The sequence below is a fragment of the Enterobacter cloacae complex sp. IR5403 genome (assembly GCF_049238705.1).
In the GTDB taxonomy this organism is placed as follows: domain Bacteria; phylum Pseudomonadota; class Gammaproteobacteria; order Enterobacterales; family Enterobacteriaceae; genus Enterobacter; species Enterobacter hormaechei_C.
The window spans coordinates 13694-30500 of the sequence record NZ_JBMKHP010000001.1 but is presented as its reverse complement, the minus strand read 5'-3'; the positions used below and the strand labels follow the sequence as shown (position 1 = coordinate 30500).

22 protein-coding genes are annotated in these 16807 nt (G+C 54.2%); all 22 read right to left on the bottom strand.

From position 1 onward, the window contains the following. Positions 1–37 precede the first annotated feature (37 nt). Entirely contained in the window at positions 38–637 is a 600-nt protein-coding gene (locus tag ACOTW6_RS00230; RefSeq protein ID WP_039270163.1) for a tail assembly protein, read from the bottom strand. After that, positions 625–1356, bottom strand: a complete 732-nt coding sequence (locus tag ACOTW6_RS00225) for a C40 family peptidase (protein WP_032621517.1) — start codon at positions 1354–1356, stop codon at positions 625–627. Before ACOTW6_RS00225 ends, ACOTW6_RS00230 begins: the two co-directional genes overlap by 13 nt. A gap of 12 nt (positions 1357–1368) precedes the next feature. Beyond that, on the bottom strand, positions 1369–2139 hold the full coding sequence (locus tag ACOTW6_RS00220; protein WP_350366779.1) for a phage minor tail protein L: 771 nt from the start codon (positions 2137–2139) through the stop codon (positions 1369–1371). Beyond that, positions 2139–2489 carry a phage tail protein gene (locus ACOTW6_RS00215; protein ID WP_023622600.1) on the bottom strand — a complete coding sequence of 117 codons (351 nt, stop codon included), beginning with the start codon at positions 2487–2489 and terminating at the stop codon, positions 2139–2141. Before ACOTW6_RS00215 ends, ACOTW6_RS00220 begins: the two co-directional genes overlap by 1 nt. Before the next feature lie 79 nt (positions 2490–2568). Continuing rightward, the gene (locus ACOTW6_RS00210; RefSeq protein ID WP_261659141.1) at positions 2569–3066 is read right to left on the bottom strand and encodes a type II toxin-antitoxin system death-on-curing family toxin; all 498 of its coding nucleotides are present in this window, start codon (positions 3064–3066) and stop codon (positions 2569–2571) included. A 10-nt stretch (positions 3067–3076) separates the two neighbouring features. Continuing rightward, positions 3077–3256: a hypothetical protein gene (locus ACOTW6_RS00205; protein ID WP_016156674.1), complete on the bottom strand. Its 180-nt coding sequence runs from the start codon at positions 3254–3256 to the stop codon at positions 3077–3079. A 482-nt stretch (positions 3257–3738) separates the two neighbouring features. Next, positions 3739–4152, bottom strand: coding sequence for a lipoprotein (locus tag ACOTW6_RS00200; RefSeq protein WP_045626278.1), 414 nt, complete (start codon positions 4150–4152; stop codon positions 3739–3741). Between the two features lie 76 nt (positions 4153–4228). Further along, entirely contained in the window at positions 4229–7300 is a 3072-nt protein-coding gene (locus ACOTW6_RS00195; RefSeq protein ID WP_395127545.1) for a phage tail tape measure protein, read from the bottom strand. Continuing rightward, a complete protein-coding gene (locus tag ACOTW6_RS00190; protein ID WP_228037387.1) occupies positions 7300–7542 on the bottom strand; it encodes a DUF1799 domain-containing protein in 243 nt (80 codons plus the stop codon). The genes ACOTW6_RS00195 and ACOTW6_RS00190 overlap by 1 nt, the downstream gene beginning before the upstream one ends. 62 nt (positions 7543–7604) lie before the next feature. Next, positions 7605–7943, bottom strand: coding sequence for a phage tail assembly chaperone (locus ACOTW6_RS00185; RefSeq protein WP_148369407.1), 339 nt, complete (start codon positions 7941–7943; stop codon positions 7605–7607). 65 nt (positions 7944–8008) lie between these two features. Next, a complete protein-coding gene (locus ACOTW6_RS00180) occupies positions 8009–8809 on the bottom strand; it encodes a phage tail tip fiber protein (RefSeq protein ID WP_421766213.1) in 801 nt (266 codons plus the stop codon). Between the two features lie 141 nt (positions 8810–8950). Continuing rightward, entirely contained in the window at positions 8951–9883 is a 933-nt protein-coding gene (locus ACOTW6_RS00175; protein ID WP_148369377.1) for a phage tail tube protein, read from the bottom strand. A 46-nt stretch (positions 9884–9929) separates the two neighbouring features. After that, on the bottom strand, positions 9930–10376 hold the full coding sequence (locus tag ACOTW6_RS00170) for a phage tail terminator-like protein (RefSeq protein WP_025759418.1): 447 nt from the start codon (positions 10374–10376) through the stop codon (positions 9930–9932). Continuing rightward, entirely contained in the window at positions 10366–10965 is a 600-nt protein-coding gene (locus ACOTW6_RS00165) for a hypothetical protein (RefSeq protein ID WP_148369379.1), read from the bottom strand. The genes ACOTW6_RS00170 and ACOTW6_RS00165 overlap by 11 nt, the downstream gene beginning before the upstream one ends. A gap of 2 nt (positions 10966–10967) precedes the next feature. After that, a complete protein-coding gene (locus ACOTW6_RS00160; RefSeq protein ID WP_022651630.1) occupies positions 10968–11321 on the bottom strand; it encodes a hypothetical protein in 354 nt (117 codons plus the stop codon). Between the two features lies 1 nt (position 11322). Beyond that, positions 11323–11805 carry a DnaT-like ssDNA-binding protein gene (locus tag ACOTW6_RS00155; RefSeq protein WP_111995326.1) on the bottom strand — a complete coding sequence of 161 codons (483 nt, stop codon included), beginning with the start codon at positions 11803–11805 and terminating at the stop codon, positions 11323–11325. A gap of 2 nt (positions 11806–11807) precedes the next feature. Next, entirely contained in the window at positions 11808–12077 is a 270-nt protein-coding gene (locus tag ACOTW6_RS00150; RefSeq protein ID WP_241181360.1) for a hypothetical protein, read from the bottom strand. A 39-nt stretch (positions 12078–12116) separates the two neighbouring features. Further along, positions 12117–13253, bottom strand: a complete 1137-nt coding sequence (locus tag ACOTW6_RS00145) for a P22 phage major capsid protein family protein (RefSeq protein ID WP_032621539.1) — start codon at positions 13251–13253, stop codon at positions 12117–12119. Positions 13254–13269: 16 nt separating this feature from the next. After that, positions 13270–14022, bottom strand: coding sequence for a DUF6651 domain-containing protein (locus tag ACOTW6_RS00140; RefSeq protein WP_032621541.1), 753 nt, complete (start codon positions 14020–14022; stop codon positions 13270–13272). 126 nt (positions 14023–14148) lie between these two features. Next, positions 14149–14292, bottom strand: coding sequence for a hypothetical protein (locus ACOTW6_RS00135; RefSeq protein WP_164078431.1), 144 nt, complete (start codon positions 14290–14292; stop codon positions 14149–14151). Between the two features lie 2 nt (positions 14293–14294). Further along, complete coding sequence (locus tag ACOTW6_RS00130; protein ID WP_111995327.1) at positions 14295–15401, bottom strand: phage minor head protein; 1107 nt, start codon at positions 15399–15401, stop codon at positions 14295–14297. A gap of 1 nt (position 15402) precedes the next feature. Continuing rightward, the gene (locus tag ACOTW6_RS00125) at positions 15403–16806 is read right to left on the bottom strand and encodes a DUF4055 domain-containing protein (protein ID WP_148369383.1); all 1404 of its coding nucleotides are present in this window, start codon (positions 16804–16806) and stop codon (positions 15403–15405) included. Position 16807: the final 1 nt, after the last annotated feature.

Genomic DNA, 16807 nt, shown 5'->3' with positions numbered 1-16807 from the left:
GCACCCGACTGGGTGCTTGATATTCAGAAAGGAGTTATCAGATGTCTTCGGCGACTATGCCAGCGCTGATGATGGCACCGCCAATCTCGCGCTCACCATAAAGCAGCGCGACCGGGTTTCCCATCGCAAGGGTATTCACTGAGCCACCAAAGGCATAAGAGGGTTTATTGTCAGGGTCGTCTCGCCCCTGTAACCCTTTGGGCTGGGGCGAAAGCATCTGGTAAATACCGCCGGCCATCATTGACGCGCCCGACATGATAAGTCCAGCCCCAAATGTCAAACCTACGCCCGTCCAGCCGGTTACCACTCCAGTAATGACACCAGCAACAACCATCACGGCGCCGAGGATTGTCTGGAACATGCCGGCCTTCTTCGCCCCTTCCATAACTGGCGCTATGCGAATATCGCTATCGCCTGCCAACTCCTGGAAGTCCTGCACGCCTATGTTGCGCTTACCGCGAAACACCGCGAAGGTCATGCCATTTTTTTTGGCATTCATCAGATAGTCTTCCAGCCCGTCGAAGTTGATACATAGGGCTTTTACCGCTTCGGCAGATGTCTGCACTGCCAGTTTATGCACACGCCCGAAGCGGGCGCCCAGTGCGCCATACAGACGAATGGTGGTTAAACGCGCCATGGCTTTATCTCCTGCGGCAGGTCTTTGTGACGAACGCAGATCATCGTGCGGTCTTTGAAATAGCCTCGGGCATACGGGGTAATGCAGGAAGGCTGGCCGTAAAGGTGGTGGAGCAGTTCACCTTCTTCAGTGATGATGCCCGCGTGGTTCCACTTAGCGGATTCAACCTGCATGATTACCATGCAGCCTGGCGCGGGGTCGCATTCGACAAACCCTTCCCGCTCCCAGTTTTCGAAATAGAGATTGTCCGGGTACTGGCTTTCCCACCACGGGTAATCGACGCGAAAATCGTTCAGCGTGACGCCCTGAATGGCGTGCCAGTCCATAATCAGCCCCCAGCAGTCATTCGAGCCCAGGATAAACGGACGCCCAATAAGCGGCACCGCCTCCGGCATTATCTCGGCGTATTCATCGCTGTCCGGCGCGTAAATGCCCCAGACCACGCCGGAGTTATTGCACTGTTGTCGGTCCAGATCGGACGGAATAGGCCGGGCACCGTCGCCAGGGTGGGAGTGGATGACGCGAATAATCGTCCCGATATCTTCGGCGTTAGCCCAGTGCTCGCCGTCGATGCGGAAATGCTCTGTCGGATTTTCGTGCGTATTCGGCACGGGAATGTAGCGCTGGCGACGGCCAGACTGAATAACGAAGCCACAGCACTCACGCGGGGATTCCTCCAGTGCATGCGCCCGGATAGCTGCCATTATGGTTTTATTCATTGGTACGTCCGGTTATCGGGAAAAAAGCACGGTGGCTGGATAGCCCCCAAAATCAAGGGTCGCGGTATTAGGCTCTGCCAGCCCGGCACCAAACCGCTTACGGCAGTCACTCAGGCAGCCGCCGCACACATCAAGGGCAGGATCTGATACCTGATTCCCTTTAGCGTCGAAATACGCAGTGCCGTTATAGGTGCATCCATCGCCGCTCCGGTACTGCCCGCGTAGCGCCCATTCGCAGAGCGAGGTGATTTGTCGGGTTGGGATAACAAGCCCCTGCAAGTCTGCGGGGCTACTGAGTGACCACGAAACCACTTCGTCGTCTTCGGAGGTTTTCGTGTCAAGCCAGAAGGTCTGAAGCGTGAACATCGACGGGTCGGCGGTCGGGTTCATCCCACCAGGGTAATTCAAAGCATCGAGATAGACCGCATAGGTATCGATAATGCTCACTTTGGCGTTAACCATGTCCTTAAATTGCAGGCACAGCGCAGTGATATGGCCGTCAAGGTTTGAGACGCTGAGAGTGGGCTCCGCCGCCTGGTCTGTTGAAAGCTCCAGGCCTGAAACCTGAAACGGCCAAAAATCGTAGGTGTTGCCACCGAAGACGATTGGCTTGGGTCCAAGCCTTTCTTCATCTCCATTGGCAGCATCAATTTCTTCCGGTGTATGGGGGAAAGGTGCGTAGTGGAATCGGTGAATCCCGCCACTGAATTCTGAGGCGTCAACTTCAACCAGGCGTACTCTGCCACCCGGTGCCAGCATCGCCGCCTGATCGACTAATGCCATTATGCATACACTCCGTAAGCCCGTTTGATGGTGAACGTCAGCTCAGCAAACTTGCTGCTGATCTGATTTTTCCGTACGGAATCGGCGACTACCCGATAAAGCCCCTTCGCTTCGCCGGGCGGCGTGATGATAAAAGCTTTAACGGTATGAGCCAGGAGGAAATCACGAATACTGTTCACCTCCGTTTCGGTGCCGGTATGCTTCATTGGCACCTGAATAGCAGTAGAGTTAATGCCATTATCAGCAACCTGCTCATAGCCATCACCGAACTGCGCAGCGCGCACCGTTTGACTATATTCAATCGCCCCAGCACCGAGCTGCGAGCGCCAGCTGTATGTTTCAACTGCCATATTTACTCCATAAAAAAACCCGCCGAAGCGGGTTATATAATTCAGTATTGGTCGGCAGAAAAACCGCCTCTTAGCGGATTCAGTTATTCGATATGATTCGGATGTAGTGTGAAGTCGCCACGAGAGCCTGAAGCGAATTTCCGCCTGTAGCACATAACGTTCTGGAATCGTACTCTCGAGACCAGTGGCATAACCAATTCTCTAGGTCATCCACTGAATAATCCTTACGAGCCAAACCCTCTGCGATGGTTACGACCTCATCACTGGGTGCTGTAAGCTCATATCCATTCAGCAACAGGAATACGTAACCAGCCATCATGGCAGTGCGTTTGTTTGCATTTGCGAATGGATGATTCTGGATCAGGCTTTCAATTAGCACAGCAGACAGACGAAACATATCGTCTGTCTGCTCATAATATCGAATGGTACTTGGTCGTGACTGTGAAGAACTGAGGTTATTCGGATTCAGGACGCCTATTGGTTCATTTGGCGTCTGAGTCTCGATCAGAGACCTGTTGATGAAAACGATATCGTCAATGGAAAGATAATTGACTCCTTCAACATACTCTATCGTCATCCGTTTTTACTCAGACCTTTGAAAGTTCTTCCATCGCCTTCTCGTAACGAGCAAATCCAAATTCAAAGGCATTTTTAACTTGACCAGTATGTGAACATGCTTCGCTGATCGCTGCACGAGGTTTCGCCACTGTGGATTTGTCACGAGGCGGAATGTACAAGCGATCTGCCTTTTTTAATGCGTGACCCATGATTATCACCCTCATGCACGTTTGGCAGTGCTTTCTCAAATTGTAGGATGCAAACACATCCAAATAATTCATGACCACTCTTAGTGGTTGAGGACAATTTAATACCATTCTTCTTATTTGAGCAATGGGTCTATGTCTGAAGATGGATGCACGTTCGACGACATTTCCGAAGCACTTAAAGCACGTTGAAATCAGTTTCACCGAAGTTACCTCTAAGGTGATTGCAGAATCACAACATGATCGTGCAAAGTTGCAATACGTTCCAATGCGTTTCAATCTGTACCAATGCGCACAAATAGCACTTTTTGCACAAAAACAGTGTCCAGATAGCAATGCACCAACCAAAAGATTGCTGTAGTATTTCGCCCCCTTTGAAAGTGACGCTCAGATTTTAACCAACAAGACCGAGTCTTACGCCGACAAAAAAGCCCCGCATCTGCGAGGCTTGTTGGGCTATAGGCCCGGGAGGTCTTGGTTAGTGGTTAAAATGCGGTTGGGTAAATCCCAAATTCTGAACCAGAGCCGTAACCTATCCTGTAAGTTAATACCTTACCTTCGATTACTTTACCTGCCTGCTCACTCATTCCCCCACCACACATTCCTTTTGGCCACGCGCTGAAGATGTGATCCCCCAAGGTGGGGTAGATTGTGATTTTTTGTTCAGGGTCAAGATCGGCAACTTCACGCCCATCGACATAAACCCTCGTCAAACAAGCACTCCCCACATAACCAGAGTCACGTTTAATCACAACCTCCCCGGTGCCAGCCTTTTTCGTGAAGAGAGTGTTATCAAGAATTTGTTTTGCTGGCGCTGGCTTAGCCTGCTCAGTTGAAATTGGCTTGGTGGCACACCCAACCAAAGCGATGATACCCATAACCAAAATAAGTTTCTTCATGTCCCTATCTTCCCTCGGTGAAAGCTCGGACTAATCCTAACAGCATTCAGACAAAGGCAAAACCAGCAGAAGCGGGCTATCTACCTTTGCTAAAGTTGTAAATCATGCCACCAGGCTTAAGGTGCTTCTGGATAACCTGCAACGCAGCGTTCTGCATTTCATCAGCAAGGGCACGGCCCATAGCATCACCTGAGCTGGAAGACTGAACAGTTGCAGAACCACCAGCATCAACGTTAACGGTGGTATTAATAACCGGAGCCATACCGCCACCGCCCTGGGCACGCACTCCCAACCGCCCTGCTGAATCTTTAGCTAACGGCATAATAGCTTCCGGCCCTGCTTCTCCAAAGACGCCACCTTTGGCAAACTTCGACGCCCCCTGGAACGTGAAGTATTGAGGAGAATCGTAGACGCCATTCACATACTTACTTAACCCGGATGAATCATACACGCCGCCTTTGGCATTGAACGTTACGCCAGCAGCAGCGTTCGCATATGATCCCCCTGGGGTGCTTCCGCCTTTGCTGCCACCGTTTATCCAACCCATCGCAGCCTGAACTGCATAGGCAACCAAGAGTTGATTGGTTATCTGAAGAATCATCTTCAACATAGACTTCCCGAACTCTTTAACCGAAGCGGTTCCGGTTGTCATGAGTTCGGTGAGCATGTCAGATAGACCTGTCAGTGTGGAACTGGCCACATTCTTAACGGCGTCATAGGTGTTGGTAGCGGCGTCCAGATATTCATTCCAGCCAGCAACAGCCCCTGCCTTCCAGTCGCCCCGTAATTTGTCCTCTTCGGCATAATATTTCCTGAGAGCTGCCAGTTCTTTTTTATAACCGGCATCGTCAAGCTTACCGCCACCGTTGAGCCAGCCCTGGCGAAGCTGCGCCTCTTCCATCATGCGCTGCGTTTGCCGACTGCTGAGGCCTGCACTATCACGCAATGCATCGGTTTTTTCCGACATCTGCGTGACGTATTTATTCGCCTGCTGCGCCAGGCCGTTAATCTTCTGCTGCGCCTCTACTTCCTTGTTCTTCTGATCAACCACCTTGGCGGCGTTCAGAATCGCCTCACGGCTCGACAGTAAAGATTTTTCCTGAGCAGTCAGCGCGCGGGTTTTGGCTGCCTCATCCAATTCAGCGAATCGAGATTGCTGTTTACTGAACTCGGTGTTTTTAGCGTGGGTTTCTCCTGTTTGTCGGAGGGTCTCGAGCGTTTCAGTTAACGTTCTGGCCTGGGCGCGATAGTTCTCCAGGGTGCGATCGCCAGCTTCCAGAGTGGCTTTCGCCTCTTTGGTCTTTTTGTCTGAGTCCTGAGCAAGCTTCGAAACAGCATCCTTAGTTTGCCGATCAACTGAGCCTGTGCCTTTTACACCACCAGAACCATTCTTCGCTTCCTCCTCCCATTGCCACTGGGATTTACTGAGATTAGCAATGTGCTTATTGTACTCAGCTGTAAGCTGAGTATATTCCTTGCTTGCAGCCTTTCTGCTCTCGGCAACGCTCTCAGCGAGCCCATCAAACCCCATGGATTTGATGAGAGCTTCCCCGCCCGGTAGTTTGTTAGCAATATCCGTGAAACCGGTAATCATCCCCCCCATAATTTCAAGGGAGACCTCTTTCATCTTGACGAAAAGGGCTTCAAACGAAGTGCTCAATAACTTGAACACCTCGATAACCTGATTGCCCCAAGCCCGCACAGTAATTCCGATCTGGCCGAAAGTGTCAGAGGCGAATGCTTTTAGCCCAGTCCATGCTTTGCCAATATTGTCCGTTGCCTCAATAGTCTCCTGTGCGCGTTTTTCCATGACGCCAGCAAACAGGTTAATGGCTTCAGTAACAGCCGCCTGCTCACCCTTCTGCTTACGAAGCTGGATGATGTGCTTAATCATGGCCTCATCAACGAAACCATATTGCTCATTGAGGCTGGCCAGCCCTTTAACCGGGTCGCTGACAATCTTGCCGAAGTCGGCCATTGCCGTTTTGGTATCGTTTCCGGCCTTACCCATGAGGGTGATGGTCGTTGCGATCTGCTTCATCTGGCTGGCGGTATATTTACCAGTATCGTTCAGCGTAACCAGCGTATCGACGGTGGAACTGATCGATGTATTCGTCTTGCCGGCCACTTCCTCAGCGGCCTGGTTGAGCTGCTGCATTGAGGAGAAGCCAGCCCCACCCATCATAATGACCGAGCGTGCCACCTGGTCAAATTGCTCAGAGGAGTTGTACGCAGCGGCAGCCAGCAGGCCGATCGTGCCAATCAGACCACCAAGTGCAATTGTGGTAGGGTTAATCATCCCAGCCATACTGCGGATGTATTCGCCGACACCGGACAGCGCCCCCTGAACCGAGCCGAACTGGTCTTTAATCTGCCCGCCCTGTTGCAGCAGGATCAGGAACGGAGACTGACCGCCAGCCAGCTGCGTAGCGATATCGGTGAACTGTGCCGGAAGCGTACGCATCGCTGCGCTGTACTGACCAACGGAGATTCCAGCGCGCCGGGCAGCAGCTTCCTGCCGGGATAGAGCTTCTGGTAGTACGTCTGCGACACCAGAGAGGCGCTCACGCGTCTGGTTAAGGATTGTGTTAAAGTGCTCGAACTGAGCACCGTTAATGCGCCCTGCTTCGAAATGGGCCACCAGCTGTGCGTGCTGTTCATCCAATGAATTAAACGCGCGGATAGTCGGGTCGATGGAACCCAGCAGGTTCTTTAACGCTGCGGACTGCTTCTCTGCCGCCTGGGTAGCGGCTAATTCGGCCTGAGCGCGCGCCGCGGCTTCTCCGGTATCGGTCAGCTTGAGGCGGGTGTCGTCCAGGATTTTTTGATAATGAGTAAATTCCTCAGTATCGAGTAACCCCTTGCTATGAATTGTCCGCAGTTTTTGCTGCTGATCATCAAGCTTACCTAAGGCTGCGAGAGTTGGATCTATGCTTTCAAGCAGCCCCTTGAAGGATTTTTGTTGCTCCCATAAAGCCGCTGCGCTCTGCTTGCCGGCATCGGCCCCAGCGCGAAACACGCTATTCAGATCATCTGCTTTATCTACAGCACCGGCCGCCGCCTGGCCGAGTTTATCCAGTTCGTTGCTGGCTGTTTTCAGGTCAGAAACATCGGCCCGCAAAGTAATCGAGGCGATCTGGTCTGTCATTATTTCGTCTCCTTATGCATTACCTTGAGAGCCTCGCTTTCCATAATTTGAAGGTCAGCCATGCAGGCCGCCGCATCCTCAACCCCGTGTAACTCGAACATCCAGGGGAGAACGTTGTAATCAAGGCCGGTCGCCCCGCTCGCGCCGACTCGCCACTGGGTCGCCAGGGAAGAGAAGATGGTGAAGGACCTCCACACTGAGGGCAGTATCCCCACCTCTTCCTCCACGTCCTCAGGCGTCAAACCAAAAGCGCTCAGCTCCGCGAGAGTCGGTCCCGGCGTATACAATGCTGCGGCGACCTGCCTCAGTTTTTTTCGCGGATACCCATCAGCTCTTTGGTGTATGCCAGACCAATGCTGTCGAACGCGCGTGGATAGTTCCGCAGAAGGACAATAACGTTTTCGCGGTTGAACTCATCGGGAAGCGCCCACCCCTCGACAATTTCCATGAGGTAGTCGGCCTGCGGCTCGATAGCATCCTTTTTACCTTCGGCGGCCTTTTGCATCTTCGCATCCATGGAGCGCAGCTCTTCAAGCGTTTTATGGCGGAAAGTGAACGTCAGCTTGCCGTCTTCGGCACCAGCGCGTGGAATGTTCGCGGTCACAGAAAAAGTTGGGTTGGGGATCAGAGAAAATTTGGTCATTACGGTTCCTTAGAAAAAAAGAAACCCGCCGAAGCGGGTTGAGTATTCGAGTGCGTGATGGGAGGTTAACGGTTGTAAAGCAGGCCGCCGGGCTTCAGCGCGTTTTTAATAGTATTGGTGGCCGCTTCGCTCACCGCCTGTTGCAGGCCAGCTACTGACGCTGTTTGCGCATCAATATTTGCCTTGAGGGATGCGAATAAATCACTTTCACGCACGGCATCAATGATGGCCTGCTTCATTTCATCGCGAAGCCTAATCTTCGTCTTCGCGCTTGTTGCGGCGGCGTTTTTGATGATGGATGAAGCGGTTTCATGCACCGTATAGCGATCAGCCATAAACTCAACGGTGCTCTGGCCATCTTCAACTTCAATAGCCATACCCGCAGCGTGCTGTTTGCCATTATTGTTGATATTCAGATTTACGCTATAGGTCGCAGAAACAATGCTATTACCAATTGCGGTATCCTTGATTAAGGGCTCTGCGCCATCAATCTTGCCAATCCTTGCTCTGATAGCTCCATCGGCATCGTTCAGGCTGATGAGTCCGCCGGAAAACTGCACTGGCAGGCTTTCCCATGACGTTGGCACTCCGTCATCATCCACTCGCAGTGCCACTAATTTAAAACCGTCTGGCATCATGATTTTTTGAGAACGTTTGAATGGTGAGTCTGTGTAACCGGTAAAGCAGATAGCCCCAACGTTGAAGCCCTCAAAGATAGTCCCGGAGTGCCAGTCAGGTTTAACGGCATAAAGATGCACACGGCATTTATCTCCATGCTTAATCTGGTTTCCGGGGCCGTCAGTAGTGATGGTTCCTAAAGACGGGAGCGTTACTGTTGCTTCACAAATTTGATATGTCTGAGACATGATATTTCCTTTTAGACGTGAGCCTGTCGCACGGCAAAACCGCCGAAAGTTATCGGTTTGCCCAGGCTCACAGCTGAAAGACTTTCTTCGATGTGCGCGTGCGATGCGCAAAATAAAGCCCGGCGCGCCGGGCCTGTTTGGTTAGCTGACAGTGACGGTGCAGGCAGCGGAAGTAAGGGTCTTGCCCGCGGCGTCGGTGACTTCGCAGGTGTAGACGCCAGCATCGCTGGATGCGACAGACGGAATGTTGAACGTTGAGGCGGTTTTACCAGGCTGAGCGGTGCTGCCTTTCTTCCATACATAGGTGTACGGCGCGGAACCACCCTGCATAACCACAGCCAGATCCAGCGCAGCGCCAGTTGCGAGTGCTTTCGTGGACGGAAGGTCGGTCAGGAACGCCAGCGGCGTCACGGATGAATCGGCGATCGGGTAAATCTGCATATCCGATTCGAAGTTCATACGCGCTTCGTTGCTCTCAACGGCGTTGATTTCGGTACGCGGCACGCGCTGGAAAGACACTTTGGCAGAGTAGTAACGATCCGCTTTGCCGCGCGGGTTGTGGAACCACACCGCTGTGGTATCGCTGGAGTCGTCCAGGTCAATCAGGCGCTTGTAGATCGCCAACATCGGGTCGTGTGCGAAGGTGTAGACCTGAACCACGGCGTTTTTGAACGTCGGGATGGTACGGGCCTTATCATCTTCCAGGAACTGCACGCTGATGGTCTGCTGGTCACCACCTTCAGTTGATAGTGTCATCACCTGAGGCATGGTGATCCATGAGTCGATTTTGCGCAGCGTGCCCGCGCCAGTGCCTGCCGGGAATTTGGTGGTGTCGGTAGTATCGAATGCTTCCAGCACGATTTTATTACTGGTCACCGATTTGACGCGCAGCACCATGTTATCGAGCTTTAACCAGCCGGAACTCACCTGAACTACGTCACCGGCCAGAATGCCGGAGGCCGATGCAACGGTCAGTTCGCATTCCGTCGCGTTAGAGGCAGCGGTAAAGGTGATTGGGGCTTGATAGGCCTTGGCCACGTTCACACGCGAGCCGTTAGGGATTGCGAATGCCATAGCACTCTCCTGAATTTAGGTAATAAAAAACCCGCCATCCGGCGGGTCAGTAGTCAGCGCGGTACTGCATGCTGACGGGAATGGTGTAGGTTATGGAGCCACTGGACCCGTTGGGCGCCGAGGTTGGCCGGTCCTGGATGGGTTGTCTCACCTGCGGCGGCCCGTTGATGTAAACCGTCAGATCACCGTCCACCAGCGGCAGTCCTTCAGGGAATGCATCTGCCACCGACTGGGCAAGCCCTCTCGCCTGGCTCACGCCTGAGCCTGCGGGAGTAATGATGTTTACCTGCAAGATCCCCTGATAGGTACGCATCAGACCTTCTATGTCCTGACCTACAGTTTGTGCAGGTAAAACATAAACACGGGCGTATGGCGCATCCGGTGGATCAAATACGATATTCGGCCAGGCGATCGGCAAGCCGAGAGAGGCCGAGATTATGGCTACCCGACTCTCCAGCAGGTCAGCTATTCGCATGGACTGATCACCGACCATTGCGTACCTCGCTCATTGCCTCTCGGAAATATTGCGCAGCATCCAATGCGGTCAGTCCGACCATGCCGCCGGGCGCCTGATTCGAATGACCATTCTCCAGCGCCTGGGCATATGGCAGGTTATTGGTAAAGTAAATAGAGTTCACCTGCCCCACCCGGAACACTTCGAGCACCGCCAGCCCGCGGGAGTTGGAACCCTGCCCGGAAGCATCTGGGGTATCGTTCGTCTCTGTAGGCTGGCTGTCGAGACCCACATACCAGTTATTTTTGAATCGCCCGCCGACATAACCCTCTGGCTTTTTGATGTCCATCGAATCGTTGACACGCAGGCCTCGCCTGAGCCGCCCTGCTTTTGTAAGGTTGGCCGGATCATTACGTAGCGCCGCGTTATGCTCTCGCACCGCGGTGTTATAGGCTGATGCCGTCTGGTTTACCTGCCAGATTTCTGGCTGCCCGACAGGTGACATGTCCACCAACCGCCCGAGGATTTTGATACCCGTCCGGCGGACCGCCTCCTCAATCTCCTGCTTTGAACCATCTACGAACAACTGAATGGCAGCCAGGAACGGCTGATTTGCAGAACTGGTCATAATCAGGTCCTCAGCTGGATGTTGTAGGAGATCAGCACATCTGCGGGCTTAACCGGATTCGGCTGAACCACGCGCCACTTTTTGCCGTCGATATCAATGAGGTCGCCAATGCGCACTTCCGTTTCAAACGTGGCCGCCAGTTTCTTATCGCCCGTAGCAATCAGTGAACCGTCGATTTCACGCGTGGAGTATTCGGTGATAACGCCGGTAACGGTCGCTGTAATAGGCTCGGTGATAACCTCTTTCCCGTACTGATCGCGGGTGGTGGTTCCGCCGCGAGTCAGTTGGTAGGCTTTGCCGTTCTCCGTCAGCAGCCGCGTTGCCGTGGCGCGCATGCGGCGATAGTCGATTGCCATGCTACCCCCTTTCGATCCGGACCTGGTTGCCGCCCACCACAAGCCCGCGCAGCGAGGAATAGAACCAGGGGAATGAAGGAGTGGCCTTATTCGTTCCCGGCTCGTACTGCACAGAGACGGCCCCCTGTACGCTCTCAGCTATGACCGCGCCGCCACCGGAGACCGACGGCGTGAGATCAATCTCCTGCGACTCGATAGCCAGGCGGCATTGGGCATCAATCAGGCGCTGTGGAATAGCATCATCCGGCAGGTCCACGCCATCGAAGCGTACGCCGGAGCGCGGCCAGGATAGAGGCTGAGATGCGCTGGAGCGCTGACCACGCCAGGACCTTCCTTCCAGAAAGTCCATCGACTGCATCAGCATCTGGCTACACTCGCCATCTTCGGCAGGAATGGTGTATCCACGCGCGGCGGCAAAGACCCGCAGGTCGGACACGCTGGCGTAGCTGTTAAAGTCCGGCGAATGGGGATCGGCAACCAGCATGGTTATTCCTCCAAACGCCAGTCCAGCGCCCGCCAGTTATTCACTTCGTCAGGATGAACATCTGCGCGCAGCGGGCCGCCTGGGAATTCTGGGGTGTCGCGAACCATGACCACCAGCTCAATACCCTGCTGTTCCTGCTGCTGTTCCTGCTGCTGTTCCTGCTGCTGTTCCTGCTGCTGTTCCTGCTGGGCAGGGTTATTATCAGCGGTCTGCTGAGCTGCAAGCTTTTCCGCTTCACGCTGCGCGCGCTGCTCTTTTGTTAATCCGGCCATCGGGCCTCCTGAATAACAAAGGGGCCGAAGCCCCCTGGGTTAACCCATGATGATGGTGGAATGTTCAGGCTGAACGGAGGCCACACCCCACGCCACACCAACCTCGTAACGCACCTGACGGTATTGGCGGTACAGCGCGATCTGGAAGGTAATACCAGAGACCGGATCGGTTACGTTCATCACGTCATCAGCGGTATCGCCGCCTTTTGGCATGGCCGGGGTACGGCAAGCCAGCAGGAATGCGTTACGGTCAAAGGCAACGTTTGGCACGAACTCGCTCAGCACAGTGACAGTTGCCTGATCTGCCAGATCCTGACGCAGGCCAGGTGCGCCGATGGTGATAGTCGAAGAGGTTGCCGCTACAACCATGTACTGGTTGTCATCACCATCGAACTTGACTGCGGTCCCGGCAGCAATACCGCCAGTGCCAGCAGAGATAGCAATAATGATGTCGCCCTCTTTCTTCTCGCCATTGACCTTATAGCCCGCCGCCGTGCTTTTCGCGGTGCGCTTGATGTTGGCGGATTCGTGCAGGTTAAAGCCCATCACACGACCAATGATGCCTTCACGCAGCAGCTGATCGGTACCGGCTTCGTTCGCTTTGAACAGTACGGACTGTTTACCACGGATTGACGCCATCGCTTCGCCGCCCAGTACCATGCGCAGGTCAGTGGTTGGTGCGCCGTTATCAGTCAGCACCTGACGAGCGTTCGCCGCATCAGACAGGTCGTCTTTGACACTGAACGGTGTATCTTTTGGAGCACCAACAGCGCGGGAAGACTTATAAGCCAGCGATGCCAGGTCAGCATCCATTTCGTTGCTCAGTGCGCGGAACGCCTGAGAAAACTGGTCAGCCAGGACAACGTCATAAGTGCCTGATGGTCCGATGGCAAGCTGCTCTTCACCATTCCATTTGACCGGGGCCATTTTGGATTTGGTGATTTTCACGTCCACGGTACCAATGTTCTGATCACCGTCGTTTGGCGCGGTTGCCGCCGGAGTGATATCAACGGTGGTGGTTTTTGGTGCTACCGGTGCGGTCACGGTTTGGTCTTTGGCCGCGGCATCGGCTTTAGCGTTACGGGCCACCGCCGGGATAAAGCCCACCTGCTCACGGGATACGCGGTTCAGTGCCGTGTAGATGGTCGGGATCAGGCCAGTCAAAGTGTTGGACATTTATTTTTCCTTTCGATTAATCAACGATGCTCGTGCCGCCGCCAATCGCAGCCTGTTGTTCAGCTGGTGGCAGGGCGTCAAAAGCAGCGCGTTTCATGGTTTTCTGCCCAGCCTGATGCTGCGACTGGTGAGAACCACCGCCGCTGTTGCCGGACGCTTTGAGGATGTAGTCTTTCTGCGGGTGCGACTCGACCAGAGATTCCAGCGCTTCATCGAAGCTGGCCAGCTCGCCGGGCTTGGTGCGGGAGAACACCTTATTGCCCTGACCGTCGAAGGCCACGACCTTGCCGTCTTCGATTTTGAAGTTCTGCCCGAAGTACGAACGCACGAACTCAGCCGGGATCGCCATCTTCTCTGAAATGAATTTGGAGCCACCGAAGCGGCCGCCGATCATCTCGTCGTAGAGCTGGCTTTCGAGCTGTTTGGTCTTGCCGTTCGCTTCATCCAGCTGCTGCTGGAATACCTTGGTAATCTCAGCCTTAACCTGGTCAACAGCGCCAGCGTCGATCAGTTTTTTCTGGTCGATTTTGGTCATCATCTCCAGGGCTTCGAGCGCCTTGGTCGGATCGGTGATGCCAGAGAATTTCGCGAGACTGGCTTCCGCCGCCTCCTTCGCTTCACGGTGAGTTTTAGCTTCACCGTTCAGGGAGGTGATTTTGGTCATCGCTGCGGCTGCGTCGAACGGGATTTCTTTGCCATCATCATGGATGTACACAGGCATACCGTTTTCAACGACCACATTTCCGTTAGCATCAAGTTTCAGTTTCATTGTTTTTGCTCCAGCCTTCCGGCCATTGGTAATAGGTCATCCGACCCGGTCACCGCGTCGCATCCGCTTAGCGGCAGGCATAAAAAAAGCCGCCCGAAGGCAGCCTTGAGTTGAATGTTGTAATGCTCAGAGCTTATTGATTATTTGCTCTGCGATTTTTGCGTCTTCTTCTGACGGCTCACCAGATAAGGCATAGGCAATCATCGCAATCATGATGAATTTGCGCTCAGCCTCGGTCAGGGTGACAGTTTTGTCTTTCTCAGTTTGCATGGTTAACCCTCAAACGCCGATGCATCCACGCGGCGCAGCTCGTCCAGGGTCAAAAACTCCCCGGCATCATTGAACATCTCAGGCACGGTGATTTTGCCGTCACGCAGCATCCGCGCGCGAGTAACGCCCAGCACCTGCTCCTGCCGTGCGTACGGTTGTCTTACGAGCCATTCGGCATAGCTGGTATGCGAAGGCACCTGTCCATCCATCGAAGCGCGTGTGGCGCTGCTCAGTTCGCCAGAGGCTATCTGCAATTCCTCCCACGATTTAGTGATCAGAATTTCGCATGAGCGACAGCAGAAATGAATTTTGCCGGGCCCGCGCAGATATGGGATTGCATGGCCCAGCGGCTTGCCATCGAGCGAGTAGAGTTTGCGGTCGCGGATGATGCACCACTGGCTGGTGTGGGTGTCCAGAGTCGAAGACCACTGTTTAGCCTTCACGATATCGCTGTTGGCTTGGGCGAACTCCTGGCGCGCTGTAGCGGCCACATGGTTCACCGCCGTGCGGGTTACTACCGCAAGGTCTCGACGTGAGGCATTGATAACCCCGTCCTGGCGTTTAAGTTGCGGCGTGCCGGCGACCCGCTTCACAATTTGCTCGACGGTTTCACCCTGAAGAAATCCGGTGCGCACGGCACTGGTAATTTTTTCCTGCCGATCCGATTCGAGTTTCTTGCCCCACTCTTTCAGCAACCTCCCCTGGAACGGCTGCGCCACCGCAGCAGCATAGACCTGTTCCGGGACAATGCTTTGCAGCGGGACATGCTTAAGCACCTGTCCTGGAATGAGGCTGCTGAACAGGTCAAACTGATACCCGGTCTCATAATCAGCGTAACGCGTCAGTTCGCGCATCAGAGCAGCATTGACCGGTTCGTAGGCCTGCTGGTTTAGATCCCGCACACCAGCCAGTAGCGATGCAAGGCGACGCGCGCTGTAGTTGTCAGCGCGCTTACCCTCCAGCAGTACAAGCAGTCGGGCAGCCAGTTCAGCATCCATCCTGTTAAGCAGCGTCACCATTCGTCGGGCAACGCCCGTACCGTAGCGCGTCACGTAAAGTCCGTGAGCTATGGTCTCGTCCTGCAACCTGTCGTTTACCGAACGAGCCATATCACACCTCGCCAGGTGGCGGTTCAGTTAAAGATGCTGACTCAGCAAGCAACTCGCTCAGAACCACATCGGGATCAGCGTCGGCATCAATCAGGTTGAGTTTTTGCAGGGCTCTGATTGCATCGATACGACGAAGGTCACCGCCCTGGCGCAGCGACTGAATGGCCATCGCCGCTGGTGGATTAAACTCTTTCGACTCGACATCAAGCTCGGTGCGCACATCAACGTTGCCGCCTTCCGCTTCACCGATGTACTCAGCCATGATTTGCAGGATATTGTCGATCGCATCTTCCAGGCTTGTCGCCATGGTGTAGAGCGGTGACTGCTCCTGCATTTTCTCTTCAGAGGTCTGGTCTACCGATTTAGTTGAGGTGTTTTCGGTGCGCAGCAGCTTCGCACCCGCCTGTCGCATCTGCTCCACCAGCTCTGACAGCGACTCTTTGCCGGCACCGATGGAGGAACCTGTGTGCTCGACGTATTCCAGGCCCTGCCTTTGCCGATCGGAGAATGAAGTGGCAGAGGATGAGCCAATCACAAGTTCTTGCCCCTCCTCCAGCCCGAACACCGTGAGCAACGGCACTCTGGCGACGTGCAGGATGTTGTCCTGCTCGCTCTGGCTCTGCCAGTGCTTGATATTCAGCAGGGCCATGTTGAGCAGTGGCGGTGATCCGCACATAAACCCGGTGCGCTTGGTGTAGAGCGTGACCAGAGTGATATCCTGGCGGGATGTCTGCCACTCCTCGAATAGCGCCCAGTTCGCGGCACCGTCAGCATCTTTGGCCTTGCGGTAAATTTCCACCTTTCCAGGTGTCAGGTACCGTATTTGCTCGACCTTGGTCTGCCCGAAGTCGTCGCCGTCTTCGACCACAACCTCTTTGATACGCAGCGCAGTCAGCACCACTTTGCCGTCCACCATTTTCGACTTCCAGCCAATTACCTGGCGTGGATTAAGCATGGTGACATAGGGGCGCGCGCCGGTAGCTTTCTCTTCAGCTTTGGTTTTCACCTTTTCGGTGTCCACCCTGGGATAATCCACCAGCGCGTGGGAGAGTCCATACTGCATCGCCAGACCGAAGAATGCCTGCGCCCATACGTCCAGGCGCGTCCCCTCAAGGTCGAAGTTTTTCGCATACTCTCGAAGCTGATCCGGCACATTCTCGGCAAGCTTAATGGGCTCGGCGAATACACGCCCGATGTTTTGCTTAATGGTCTCTTCGTAGGCTGGCAGAAGCGTGGCCACGGCGAGGCGTTTTTTGTAGTCCTCTTTGTCTTCTTTTGGCCAGCGCGGGAGATAAGACTCTCCAAGCTGTCGCATATAGAGCGTGCCGCCCATCAGGGCATCGTTGATATCCCACGCCTCGACCATGTTCCCATAGTCCAGATTGGGTGTTGAGATGTCAGGCATG